Genomic DNA, 12,876 nt, shown 5'->3' with positions numbered 1-12,876 from the left:
TTTAAGCCAACCGCTTTTCAAGATATCTCATATAGTAACTAAGCGGCAAGGTTAAGATTAAATATAAAACACCGACGCATAGATACGTACTCATACTTTGTAATGAATCGGACGCAATTACATTGCCTTGATACATCAAATCAAAGCCAGCAACAAAGGCCAGAACTGATGAATTCTTAACCAAATTGATAAATTGATTGCCCAATGGTGGAATGACATACCTAAAAGCTTGCGGTAACACAATGTATCTCATCGACTGCCAAAAACTTAATCCCGTGGAGCGGGCCCCTTCCATTTGACCAGGATCCACTGACTGAATACCTGATCGAACAGTTTCAGCGATAAACGCCGATGAATAAAGGGTTAGCCCAATTGTTCCGGAAACAAAGCCACTAATTTCGACAATGTACATTGGAATCACGACATAGAAAAACATCGTGATAACCAGCAGGGGAATGTTTCGAAAGACTTCAATGTAGATTCTGGCAATAATTCTAAAAAACTTGTTCGGTACAACTTCTAAGATGGCAAACCCGGATCCAATAATCAACGCAAAAAACAACGCGATAATACTGCACAAGAGGGTTTGCCCCAAACCGTATAGGAGCTCGCCACCGTAATTTTGAAAGATACTAATCATCGTTCTGCCCCCTTCAAGTCAAAGCCTTTAACTTTGTGGAACCATTTATATAAAAGCTTGTTATACTCGCCCGAGTTCTCAACCTTGGTTAACGCGCTGTTCATCGCGTTTCGCATGCCGACTTGACCCTTATCGACCGCAATCCCATAAGGTTCGTTAGTAAACGTGCCGCCCACAACGGAATAGCCAGGATTTTCAATGGACATCCCATAAAGAATCCCGTTATCAGTTGTTAAGGCATCCCCTTGGCCAGACTTCAAAGCCGTTAAAGCTTGTGAATAATCTGATAATTGCAGCACCCTCGCTTTTGGCGCAAACTTCTTAATGTTTTGAACGGAGTTAGAGCCAACGACACCCAGAACCACGGCACCCTTTTTATTTAAATCACGAACGTTTTTAATTGGGCTGCCATTCTTAACCAGGATTGCTTGACCGGCATCAAAATAAGATCGTGAAAAATCGACCTGTTTGGCCCGTTCAGGCGTGATGGTCATGGTAGCCATGATGGCATCAATATTGCCGTTTCGCAAGAGCGGCATCCGAGTTTGGCTAGTAACTTGGATAAAACGGGCTTTCCCGTTTTTACCCAAGATTTGCTTCGTCATTGCTTTGGCTAAATCAATTTCAAATCCCTTAATCTGATTGTCTTTCACATCCATCAAACCAAACAATTTGGTGTCGGCTTTAACACCCCAAGTAATGGTTTTTGACTGTTGATCATCACGCAATACGTTTTTCTTTGATGCCGAGCTGCTGCAAGCACCTAGTGAGACGACCATGACGACCAGGGCTACTAATAACCCAATCCTCGAAAAGATTTTTTTCATGATGTGACCCTCCAATAGCCAATTTATTAGTGCGTAATGATTTTACCCAGAAATTGTCGGGCACGTTCATTAGTGGGCTCACCATCAAAGAATTTCTCGCTGGTGTCATCTTCCAAAATGCGGCCGTCATCCATAAAGACAACTCGGTTGGCCACTTCACGCGCAAATCCCATTTCGTGGGTAACGACCAGCATGGTCATATCTGAATCCGTGGCAATTTCTTTCATAACATTGAGCACATCATCAATCATTTCAGGATCCAAAGCACTGGTTGGTTCGTCAAATAATAGGCATTTAGGCTTCATTGCCAGTGATCGGGCAATGGCGATTCGTTGTTGCTGCCCACCAGAAAGCTGCGCCGGCAACTTATTAGCTTGGCTTTGAAGGCCAACTTGATCCAATAACTGCATTGCCACTTGCTTATTCTCATCTTCAGGCCGGTGTAATACGATTCGAGGGGCCAGCATAATATTTTCCAGAACCGTCTTATTCGCATACAAATTAAAATGCTGGAACACCATGCCAACGTTCTTACGAATTCGGTTAATGTCCGTTTTACGATCAGCTAGGTCTTGGCCATTTACAATCAACTTGCCTTCCTGAATTGTTTCCAAGCCGTTAACAGTTCGAATCAGTGTTGACTTACCGGAACCAGAAGGCCCGATTAACACAACCGTTTCGCCAGCTTCAATTTTTAAGTTGATATCTTTAAGCGCGTGGAAATCACCATAGTACTTTTGGACATCTTGAAATTCGATCATTGCCATATCATTTTCCTCCAATATCTAGGCTTAAATTAAAAAAGTCTTAGAATAATACTAATTCCATACTATGTTAAAAAGTTTAATTGGTCAAAAAAATGTAACAAAAATTTTATCGTAATGTCATGTTTTCTGTCAACCCGTTCAATTGGCAAATAATTTAAATATCGATTGAATAATTATATCTAATAATTCATGATAATTCAAATTAGTCCCTAATGTAATCAAGTTTATTGACATAAGTGAATAATTATAAAACGCAAACAAAAATACCAACCCATTATTTTGAATTGGTATCTACTGATAATTTAATTGTAAGATAGTCACTTAGAAGCCCTTTTGGTTTGTTCCTTACTTTCGTTTGTACGCCACCATTGCCCGCACCGTATAAGGCTGTTGCTCTTCAATAACACTAGCTCTGCCAACTTGCTTATAGGCGCCACCAACTAACGTTACCGATGCCAGATACAGTTTTAACTCTGAGAGGTCAAGTGACCTGACTGACTGTAAACCCACTCGCTTAATTTCACCTACTGGAAAAACTTCTGCCTGATTCATGCCACAATAAACAATCAACGATAATCCCTGTTGACGCATTTCGAAATAAGGTAACGTCATGCCCTTACCAATCGCATAAATCGGGTTGCCATCATTGACTTTTAGCAGCTCATAAAGCTTGCGGTCATCCAAACCATCGTAATCACTTCTAAATAAGCCCTCGTGCTCCATTTGAGCTGCCAGTCGATTAATATTTTGTTGCTCCGAGGCCGTTACCTCAATCTTAGCTGGCAATAAATGCTGATCGTCAAATAATCCATTGGCCGCGATGTTATTTCTGGGTTCTTGAATCACTGTCGAACCCATCTTGGAATTAACCTGGGTCTCTTGGGTATGCTCTTGAATATGCAGCCACTTAGCCAGCTTAGGCGAAATATCAAACCAGGGCTGGTGCTTAGTGAAGTAATAAAAGAAGTTGCAGACCGTAAAGTACAACAAAATAATCGCAACCGCTAAAATTAGCGATCCCTGTTTAAGATAGCCATTTTTTAAGAAACGAAAACTAATATAAATCAAGTATAGGACGCCAAGCGCTCCTAAAATCGTATAAATTCGGCTTTTGAGCTTGACGTTAATATTAAAATAGCCAAGGTAGTGATTAATCATGTCCAAAAAACTAAACACTATTGATTACCTCCTTGCCCGCCACCTTGCGTGGTTGTCGGACTGCCGGTTTGATTCGTGTTACCAGTGGTACCGGTGTTGCCTGTCGTCCCAGTCGTACCGGTTGTTTGGTTACCAGCCGTCGTATCGGAATTATCGTCGTTCGTGTCGGTTTGAGTATCATCGTTGGTGTTAGTTTGCGAATTATTATTGGTTGTCCCACTGGTTGTCGACTTATTTGCAGTACTCTTCGATTTGGAAGTCCCCGTGCCAGTTGACTTTTTAGTTCCAGTCGTTTTATTAGTAGTAGTCGTATCTGTATCAGTATCATCTGTTGAGTTGTCGGATGACGCATCCTTTGCCGAAGATGCCTTCTTCTTAGATTCCTCTTCAGCCTTCTTTTCAGAAGATTCCTTAGCAGCTTTTTCAGATGAGGCTTTGGCTTTTTCTTTTTGCTTGTCAGTATCTGAACTGCTCTTCTTATTAGGTGTACCAAATATTCGATTGGATGTATTTTTTTGATTTGTTGTCTGAGTGGTAGTAGGCGTTCCTTCATTCGTGGACGTTACTTTGTTAACCACAACATTTGTAGCTCCGAGTGCTAAAGAAATTGACAAAATCGCAAACGGTGTTATTAATGGCGGAATTCTATTATCCATTCACAAAAACTTCCTTATTGAGATTTGGTAGACCAATTATCGCACATTAATTTGAACGATTGGTAAATTTTTAATTAATTATTTGTTAAGTTGAGCGCACTCTGGACACAAGCCATAAATTTGAAATAAGTGGCCACTGACTTCACAGCCCTTGAGCTGGTCAGTAATTTCTTTACTCAGTGGACAATCCTTTAATTCAATCACTTTACCACAATTACTACAAATAAAGTGGTGATGGTGCTCATGTTCAAAATCGCATTGAAACTTAACCGATGCCCGGTCCCCTTGAACTTGACGCTCAACAATTCCCAAATCGGCAAATTCTGAAATGTTGCGATAGATGGTGTTATGGCTCATGTTGGGAAATGTTTTACGCATAAAATTATCAATACTGGTCACGTCTACAAACTTTCTGGTCGCAGTATTATACAAGAACTCCAGCATCGCCGTTCGTTGCTTTGTGATCTTTAGATGATTATTTTTTAATACGCTTGTTGCTTCTTCAACTGTTGACGGCATATTCTTCACCTCGAAAATTCGTTAATCAACATTAGTAACTATTACTATTTAAATGTATGCTACCACACTTAGTATGCTGCAACAACTAATCACCATCAAACAAGGTATTGAGTAACGACCTTGTCTACTTTTCGCTTTGTTTTCTGCCAGTCCGTATTGACAATTTCATAGGCTTGCCCAGCGAGTTCCTCCGGCATTTCCAAATCGCGTAAATATTCTTTGCTGTGAATTCGCTCCGTTACTAAAGCTGAATTATCACCGCGAGTCGCCATTCGTTTCTGCAATTCGTACACATCGCCAACCTTCAAATAAATGACCACTGCCTGATCACCAAGCTGGTGCTTATATGTAATGGCTCCTGCCGTGTCCAGTACAATACAGGCAAACGGGGACTTCTTCCAGGCCGTCTGCAGCCCTTCATAAGATGACCCGTAGCGATTACCCGCGTAAACAACTGACTCCAAATAGTGATTCTTAGGGAATGATTCCTGCGTTTCAAAGTAGTAATCAACCCCATCTCGCTCGTTTTCACGCGGCTTTCGCGTCGTGTGGGTAATCACTTGGGTCATATGAAATTTATCATGCAAATAATTACGAACGGTCGTCTTGCCGCTACCAGCTGCACCGGTAATTACAAAGATTCGATTTGTCATGAACTATTCTCCAATATTTTCTTTATTGCGAATATAGTCGTCTGCCCGTTTTAAGAGCTGCTTTAAGTTGTCATAGGTTAAGGTGGCAAGTGCTTCTTGATAAGTAAACCAGCCGTACTGATTAATCTCTTCATCTTGTTTGGTAACCTTAACATCTGGGTGAACCTTGCTGACAAATAGGGTCACGTCTTTATGGTGGCCATTTTTCATATCATATTCCAGCTTATCTTTGAAGTTACTGTCAATAATCGTCTTCAAATTGGTTTCTTCGCGAATTTCTCGAACCGCTGTTTGAATTAAATTTTCATTTTTTTCAACGTGCCCTTTGGGAAATCCCCAAAAGTCATCAGTTGCACTTCTTAATAATAGATAACGAATGCCGCCATCCTTAACTTCATAAACAACTGCACCACTTGCATATTCTGTAATCATCGTTAAGCTCCTTTTGCTCCTATAATCATTATACCTTTAACGTCCGTTTCAATAATAAGGGGGCGACAATCGTTGACAATACAATGACAATAATAATTTCTGAGTAGAGGTTTTTGGCCATCAAATTAGCCGAAAGCCCAATTTGAGCAATAATGAGGGCCATCTCTCCTCGAGAAACCATCCCGGACCCCACAACAAACGCACTGGGCCAGTCGAGCTTGGCAACTGCCGCGCCCACCGCGCCGCCAAACAGTTTGGTTGCAATTGCCAGCAACGTCATGATGACAATAAACCCCAAGTTTTTGATGACGCCACCAAATTCCATGTCAAGGCCGATACTTACAAAAAAGATTGGAATAAAAAACGTGTAGCCGACTGAACTTACACTACTGGAAACTTCATCTTGAAACTTGGTTTGCGAAACGGCTACCCCGGCAAAAAATGCCCCCACGACCGAACTCAACCCAATCACATCGGCCAACCAAGCCATCGAGAGACAAAGAAATAACGAGGTAATCGCAACCGAGCCGTGAACGGAATTCTTTCAGCAAATCGTAAAATAACCGGGGCAACCCATTTAACCAAAATTACAACACCTAAAAAGTATAACAATTGGAAAATAGTTGCAACCAGCAAATTCGGTCCTTGAGTTTCACCGACACCAAACGAGCTAACAAAAATACTCAATAAAATAACGGCAATAATATCATCAACGACCGCAGCGCCAAGAATCGTTGCGCCTTCTTTTGTATTTAACTTTTTAAATTCTCTTAGAACTTCCACGCTAATTGAAACCGAAGTTGCCGCAAAAATGACACCCCAAAAAATCGATCGCTCAAATCCCTGACCCATTAACTCCCCATAACCATAAAAAATAATCATCGGGAATAAAACCCCAATGGCCGCAACACTAATCGCTGGCTTAAAATATTTCTTCAAGAGATCCAAGTCACTTTCGATTCCGGCAATAAACATTAAAATAATGACGCCGATTTCCGAACCAGCTTGCATCAAGTGGGTATTTTGGAGTACATCAAAAATCCCCGGCCCAAGAATGACGCCCGCAACCAATTGGCCGATGACTGCTGGCATCCCCAGTCGCTGACTGATCGCGGCCGCAAACAATGTCGCAATCAAAATTAGTGCAATTTGTCCAATAAACCCCATTCAACTCTTCCTATCTATCGTGTCTCTAAGTCATTAAAATCAACTATCATATTGTCATTAGTTTACCATAGGCAGCGTGGTCCTTGGTACTAAAAGCGGCAGTCGACCATTTAAAAACGTGCAAACCTAAGCAGAATGCTGCACATAACGGCCCCACCAAAAATCCCAGGCCCGGGGATTTCTGGTGGGGCCGCTTATGTGCAGCTTTCTAAACGCTTAGGTTTGCACTCTATTTTTTGTACCCCAAATCCGGAATCTTCGTCCATCTTCGCTTTAGATAGCGCACAACCATCTTAGGTTCTCTGGCTCTCGTGAAGATTCCCTTCTTATTGCCCTGAACCCGTTGGATACCGAACTTGGTTTGGAAATCAGCGAAATTCCATAATTGTTCGCCGACAAAATTTGGAATTTCATCAAAGACCTTGCTGGCCATTCGATAGTAGTCCTCTTGAAACTCTTCTGAGAATGGCTCACCGTATTTGCTATGAAGGCCCGCAACCGTATCAGCGCCATATTCTGTGTACATGATTGGCTTATCGGGATACTTATCTTGATAAGTCTTCAACTCATCACGCGTTGCTTTTTCAGCAGTCTTTAAATCGCCATTACCAATATACCAGCCGTAATAACGATTCAAAGCAATAACATCTACCAAGTCAATGCAGTTATCCGTCTTCGGGGTTGCCATCATAATGCTGGTATACGTGCATGGCCGCTTCTGCGGATCCAATTTTCTTGCTTCTTCAAATAGCGGTTCAAAGTATTCATGAGCGCCCTTCGAAAAAGTTGCCGCTTCGTTTGCAATCGACCACATTGCCACACAGGCATGATTCTTATCACGATCAATTAATTCCCGAATGACTTGCCGATGAGCGGCTTGCGTCTTCAATTCTTTCCACGTACTGTCTTCATAATCATCGTCAGCAAACATATTCACGTCAAAGCCAAACGTGACCATCAAGCCAACGGCCGTCGTTTCATCAATCACCACAATGCCTTCTCGATCACACAACCGCATCATTTCTTCTGAATAAGGATAATGGGAAGTTCTAAATGAGTTGGCACCCATATCTTTCATGATATTGAGATCCAATACGTTTACCGGCTCATTATATCCACGGCCATGCACATAGGTGTCTTCATGCTTGCCAAAGCCTTTAAAATAAAACGGCTCACCGTTAAATAAGAACTGGCCGTGCTTGACCTCAATCTTTCTAACCCCAAACGGCTCAGAATAAGTATCAATCACTTTACCGTCGTTAACGATCTCAACCTTTGCAACATATAGGTAGGCATTCAGCGGCTGCCATAAATGAACCTGCTCTATTTGTAACTCCTGATTAGCACCTGTCCCCCTGACAACTTCTTTGCCAGCTTGATCCAAAATGGCTACTCTGACTTCATCAAATTCACCAGTTGCCTTCACGGTCGTTTTTACAGTTGCTGCCTGAGTTGCCAAATCAACATCGGGGACAAGCGTAATGTCCTCGATATGTGCATCAGGGGTTGAATAAATCTTAACTGGGCGCTGTAAGCCCGCATAGTTAAAAAAGTCAAAGTTTTCATCAACTTTGCGAACAATGTGGCCAGCGTCATCTTTTGATTCACTGTAATGGCCCACCGGCAGTGTCGTATAATCGAGCAAATTACTGAGTTTAACCGTTAAGCGGTTATCGGCATCCTGCAAGTAATCATTAATTTGAACCTCAAATGGTGTAAAGCCACCCTTATGATGCGTAATTTCAACGCCATTCAAGTAAACCCAAGCTTCGTGGGTTGCAGAGCCAAACCGCAAAACCAGCCGCTGGTTGCGCAAAGCTTTGGCAATATTAAAAGTCGTTTCATACCAAACATAGCCGGAATGATCACGAATTTCTTGAGAAGCCGTTTGGTCATTAAACGATGCCGGCACCGATAAGACGTTCTCAGTTGGCAACGGCTTCGTGACATCGATTGGGACCACTTCTTTATCAATCATAAATTTCCAAAGACCAGATAAATCTAAAATCGTCCGACTAGGGGTTGTAATTGGGTATAGCATCGATTAATTCCTCCATTCAAAGTTATCATTCATTAAGTTAGTTACAGAATAGCGGAATTCTTTCCTGCCTTCTTCTACTATTTTTACATAAATTGTTGTATGATTACTTTTATGTAACCGCTAACACCCATCCAAAGGAGTTGAGCTTCTTGCAACCTCATTCAATTAAAGCAATTGCCCATTTATTTCATTCAGCCACTGGCATCGACACCACTGCTTTTGATCGCGCTGGTCAAAGGATCGCCAGTGTCGACAACACCCCACCAACTACCGGGATCATCAATCCATTGGAAATGTCGTCACTAATTAACAAGTTAGCAACTGCAAAAGCTGCTGACTGCTTTCACTATGTCACCACCACAAAGCTTGAATACTTGGCAGCTAACTTAATCAGTAATGCTCAAATGACTGGCATCGTCATTGTTGGTCCGTTTTTAACTGCGGCGTTAACGCCAGATGACTTAAACGCCATTTTGATTAACCAATCGTTAACGGTTAGTGACAGCCACTATCTCAAGCAGTTTTATCAAGGCCTCCCCATGTTATCGACCGAAAAAATGGCCGCCCTTGGCTCCTTACTGGTGAACCTCTGCCACCAACCACCCATTTCGCCGACACTAGTCGAAGTTCATGACCACCAGCAAGTTGCTGTCAGCCGACCCGTGACGAGCATTCACGCGGCTAGCCAAGCGGCAATTGAAAAGCGCTATGAAGAAGAACAGGCCTTGATGGCCGCCATCGCCGCCGGAGATAAAACCGGCGTCAAGCAGCAATTTGCTGCCATTGCAAAAATCACCGACTTATTTTCCAGCCGCATCCCTGGTCAACCGTTACGCTCCACAAAAAACATCTGTTTTGTCTATAATACATTGTGTCGAATTGCTGCTCACCGTGGTGGCGTCCAGCCGGTTTATTTAAATGACATTTCAGAAAAGTATGCACTATTAATCGAACGGCAAACTACCCTGGCTGGTTTAAGAACATTAACGGCCACAATGGCGTTAGAATACTGCGAGCTTGTTATCGCCGTTTCAACTAGCGGTTACCAGCCGATGATTAAGCGAACGATTGACACGATTTTACTAAATCTGGGCCACGCAATGTCGCTCTCCCAATTAGCTAATCAAGTTGGGACGAACCCTTCTTATTTATCCCGAAAGTTTAGTGAGGAGGTAGGTATGAGTGTGACCGATTATATGAACCGGCGTCGGATATCGGAAGCTAAAAAATATCTGGCAAGGCCAACGTTATCAATTACTGAGATTGCCTTTATGACCGGGTTTAATAACGTCCCTTACTTTATTAAGGTGTTTAAAAAATTGGTTGGTAAAACGCCGCTGCATTATCGAAACGAGGTGGGCCAAGGCAAAGACTAAAATAACCAACCAGCTGATTGTTAATTTTGTCTAAGCCCATTCATGCCCACAAATTAATGTATAATACCTGTAACTAATCTTTTTAGGTTAGCAAGTCCAGGCAGAAAGCTGCACCTAAGCCTATCTGGCGCTTTCTAACCGCCTGGCTCCGCTCACTTTATCAACAGGAGGTACTTAAATGAAAATCAATCAATTCGCATACGTGCCAACGAATCACCAACAAATTGTCAAAGAACTCGCGGATATCCGCTTTTTATCTTCACGGACAGCCAAGATTTCTGACCCAGTGATGTTGTTTCGCCAGTTTTTACTGAAGTTCTATTTAGAAAAGCAGGGACTCTCAACCCGAACTCAAAAAGTTGCCAACTTAATGGCAACCAAGGATCTCAACGCTTACGACTATACGGCAACCCAAAGCACTGTCACTAAAGTTGCGTTCTATAACGTTGGCCTGCAGCTGTTAGGCTTTCAAGTTGGCTTAGACTTTGAACTTGACCAGCCATTGGCAGCAATTACTAAGTATCACTTACCGAAGACAGATATTGACGGGACTCTCGACCGCGATCACTTAATTGATGCTTGGTATCGGCTTTTAAACACCCGGACCAAATATGGGCAAACACTCATTGATTATCTGGCCGGGCAAGGTTATTACCATCAATTCATCGAAGACACGTCTTTCAAACGGCCATTAATCTTCAATGGCAAGGCCCAGGCTGTCTTTGATACCAGCAAACTCATCCGCGAAGTTGTCTACGTTGAAGCACCTCTGGATACTGACCACGATGGCCAGCGTGACCTGCTAAAAGCCGAAATCATCCGCCCTGCTGAAACCGAAGCTGGGCTAAAGGTACCAGTTGTTTTCACCGAAAGCCCTTACGATCAAGGCGTCAATGACAAGCAGGCCGACGATTTGACCCATCAAGTCAATCAACCCTTAGCCCGCAAGACGCCAAATGACCTTACATATGACGACGTGAAAGTGACTTACCATAACGATCACTTACCCAACCCCCGGTCAGCCAAAAGCACTACGGAAGTTGCTGAGGAAACCTTTGTTAAGAACTGGACGTATTCATTAAATGACTACTTTTTAGCCAGGGGCTTTGCCGTGGTTTACTCATCGGGAATTGGTACTCAAGATTCTGATGGTGTTCGCACAACTGGCACGCCAGATGAAACAATCAGCGCTACGGCAATCATTGAGTGGCTGCACGGTGATCGTCAAGCCTTCACCAATCGACACGACCAGATTGCTATTCGCGCGTGGTGGAGCAACGGCAACGTTGGCATGACTGGTCGCTCATATCTGGGCACTTTATCGACGGCCGCCGCGCTAACTGGGGTTGACGGATTAAAAACTGCCGTTGTCGAAGCCGGCATTTCCAACTATTACGAGTATTATCGAGAAAATGGCCTGGTCGTTGCCCCCGGCGGCTTTCAGGGCGAAGACACTGATGTCCTTGGCGAATTGACTTTCAGCCGGGAACAAACGGCTGCCGACTATCTTAAAATCAAAGACACTTGGTTGGCCCAACTTAAGAAATTAACCAGTGGTCAAGACCGAAAGTCCGGTAACTATAATTCGTTTTGGGATGCCAGAAATCTGCTCAAAGAAGTCAACATTAAAGCCGACATGTTGCTCGTCCATGGCTTAAACGATTGGAACGTTAAGCTCTCCCATGTCTATAACCTTAGAAATCGGCTTAAAAAAGAACCAATTACTCAAAAACTAGTCCTTCACCAAGGTCAACATGAGTACCTTAACAACTTTCGTTCAGTAGATTTTACTGATATCGTCAACCTCTGGCTCACTAATAAATTACTAGGAACTAACAATCAAGCCAATCAAATTATCCCAGATGTATTAGTCCAAGATAACGCAACGCCAGAAACATGGCACCCTTATCAAGATTGGGGCGATGCCGCTGCCCAAAAGATTTCCTTGGCAGATAAACGCTTCACGGATCTAAACGAAAACAACAGTTTCTCCGATCATCTCGATGACGATCTATTCAAACATTACACGGCCAACACTGCCAAGTGGCGCCACGATTTATTAACCAAGGGGCATACCAAGATGGATCAACACTGCATCAAACTGGTTTCCGAGCCGCTCAGCCATGACCTCATCGTTGACGGCCGGGCCAAGATTTCGCTGCGAGCTGCCAGCAGCGCTAACGTCGGCTTGTTAAGCGTTGCGCTGGTCGATTATGGCAAGGCCAAACGATTAACCGCGGTTCCCCAAGTCCTTGAAGCACAAAAAATCATTACTGGCTACCAGTGGCGCAAAGACGATCTCAAGGAATTTTTGCCTGAAAAAAAGGCGTCGGCTTATAAGAAATTCACCGATGCCCACATGAATATGCAGAATCGAACCAATAGTTATAAAGTCGACGACTTACAGCCAAGCCAAAAATACACGTTTGAAATGCTTTTTCAACCAACTTTTTGGCGGCTATTAGCTGGTCATCAATTTGGGATCGTCATTTACGCAACCGATATGGATTACACCATTCGTGGCAACCAAAACATTACTTACGCAATTGACTTAGGCGCTTCCAACATTGAATTACCGTTGTTGCGTGCCGATGCCAATCATGAATAAAAGTGGTATCATTATTTACAAATACGTATAAG

11 protein-coding genes and 1 pseudogene are annotated in these 12,876 nt (G+C 43.0%); 2 read left to right on the top strand and 10 right to left on the bottom strand.

What is annotated here, in order from left to right:
• Position 1: 1 nt before the first annotated feature.
• From YK48G_RS09775 to uidA, 10 genes and pseudogenes are all read right to left on the bottom strand, one after another.
• On the bottom strand, positions 2-640 hold the full coding sequence (locus YK48G_RS09775; RefSeq protein ID WP_203630535.1) for an amino acid ABC transporter permease: 639 nt from the start codon (positions 638-640) through the stop codon (positions 2-4).
• On the bottom strand, positions 637-1,467 hold the full coding sequence (locus YK48G_RS09770) for a transporter substrate-binding domain-containing protein (RefSeq protein WP_203630534.1): 831 nt from the start codon (positions 1,465-1,467) through the stop codon (positions 637-639). Before YK48G_RS09770 ends, YK48G_RS09775 begins: the two co-directional genes overlap by 4 nt.
• A gap of 26 nt (positions 1,468-1,493) precedes the next feature.
• Positions 1,494-2,234 carry an amino acid ABC transporter ATP-binding protein gene (locus tag YK48G_RS09765; RefSeq protein ID WP_284692034.1) on the bottom strand — a complete coding sequence of 247 codons (741 nt, stop codon included), beginning with the start codon at positions 2,232-2,234 and terminating at the stop codon, positions 1,494-1,496.
• 345 nt (positions 2,235-2,579) lie between these two features.
• Positions 2,580-3,410, bottom strand: a complete 831-nt coding sequence (locus YK48G_RS09760) for a DUF6681 family protein (protein ID WP_203630533.1) — start codon at positions 3,408-3,410, stop codon at positions 2,580-2,582.
• On the bottom strand, positions 3,410-4,048 hold the full coding sequence (locus tag YK48G_RS09755) for a hypothetical protein (protein ID WP_203630532.1): 639 nt from the start codon (positions 4,046-4,048) through the stop codon (positions 3,410-3,412). Before YK48G_RS09755 ends, YK48G_RS09760 begins: the two co-directional genes overlap by 1 nt.
• 78 nt (positions 4,049-4,126) lie before the next feature.
• Positions 4,127-4,567: a Fur family transcriptional regulator gene (locus tag YK48G_RS09750; protein WP_203630531.1), complete on the bottom strand. Its 441-nt coding sequence runs from the start codon at positions 4,565-4,567 to the stop codon at positions 4,127-4,129.
• 95 nt (positions 4,568-4,662) lie between these two features.
• On the bottom strand, positions 4,663-5,220 hold the full coding sequence (locus tag YK48G_RS09745) for a guanylate kinase (RefSeq protein ID WP_203630530.1): 558 nt from the start codon (positions 5,218-5,220) through the stop codon (positions 4,663-4,665).
• Between the two features lie 3 nt (positions 5,221-5,223).
• Entirely contained in the window at positions 5,224-5,652 is a 429-nt protein-coding gene (locus tag YK48G_RS09740; protein WP_203630529.1) for a bis(5'-nucleosyl)-tetraphosphatase, read from the bottom strand.
• Between the two features lie 28 nt (positions 5,653-5,680).
• Positions 5,681-6,819, bottom strand: a pseudogene (locus YK48G_RS09735) (cation:proton antiporter).
• A gap of 229 nt (positions 6,820-7,048) precedes the next feature.
• The gene (gene uidA, locus YK48G_RS09730; protein WP_203630528.1) at positions 7,049-8,860 is read right to left on the bottom strand and encodes a beta-glucuronidase; all 1,812 of its coding nucleotides are present in this window, start codon (positions 8,858-8,860) and stop codon (positions 7,049-7,051) included.
• Between the two features lie 149 nt (positions 8,861-9,009).
• Between uidA and YK48G_RS09725 the strand changes: the two genes are divergently transcribed.
• Both YK48G_RS09725 and YK48G_RS09720 read left to right on the top strand, forming a co-directional pair.
• Positions 9,010-10,236, top strand: a complete 1,227-nt coding sequence (locus YK48G_RS09725; protein WP_203630527.1) for a helix-turn-helix transcriptional regulator — start codon at positions 9,010-9,012, stop codon at positions 10,234-10,236.
• A gap of 178 nt (positions 10,237-10,414) precedes the next feature.
• Positions 10,415-12,844 (top strand): Xaa-Pro dipeptidyl-peptidase, encoded by a 2,430-nt coding sequence (locus YK48G_RS09720; RefSeq protein WP_203630526.1) that lies wholly within the window; start codon positions 10,415-10,417, stop codon positions 12,842-12,844.
• The last annotated feature ends 32 nt before the right edge of the window (positions 12,845-12,876 follow it).

The organism is Lentilactobacillus fungorum, from assembly GCF_016860605.1.
Taxonomy (GTDB): Bacteria; Bacillota; Bacilli; order Lactobacillales; family Lactobacillaceae; genus Lentilactobacillus; species Lentilactobacillus fungorum.
This window is presented reverse-complemented; position numbering and strand designations above follow the sequence as displayed.

Coding starts and splice junctions, on each gene's coding strand:
- YK48G_RS09755 (WP_203630532.1), bottom strand. CDS start 4,048: ATGGATAATAGAATTCCGCCATTAATAACACCGTTTGCGATTTTGTCA.
- YK48G_RS09750 (WP_203630531.1), bottom strand. CDS start 4,567: ATGCCGTCAACAGTTGAAGAAGCAACAAGCGTATTAAAAAATAATCAT.
- YK48G_RS09770 (WP_203630534.1), bottom strand. CDS start 1,467: ATGAAAAAAATCTTTTCGAGGATTGGGTTATTAGTAGCCCTGGTCGTC.
- YK48G_RS09775 (WP_203630535.1), bottom strand. CDS start 640: ATGATTAGTATCTTTCAAAATTACGGTGGCGAGCTCCTATACGGTTTG.
- YK48G_RS09740 (WP_203630529.1), bottom strand. CDS start 5,652: ATGATTACAGAATATGCAAGTGGTGCAGTTGTTTATGAAGTTAAGGAT.
- YK48G_RS09720 (WP_203630526.1), top strand. CDS start 10,415: ATGAAAATCAATCAATTCGCATACGTGCCAACGAATCACCAACAAATT.
- uidA (WP_203630528.1), bottom strand. CDS start 8,860: ATGCTATACCCAATTACAACCCCTAGTCGGACGATTTTAGATTTATCT.
- YK48G_RS09765 (WP_284692034.1), bottom strand. CDS start 2,234: ATGGCAATGATCGAATTTCAAGATGTCCAAAAGTACTATGGTGATTTC.
- YK48G_RS09745 (WP_203630530.1), bottom strand. CDS start 5,220: ATGACAAATCGAATCTTTGTAATTACCGGTGCAGCTGGTAGCGGCAAG.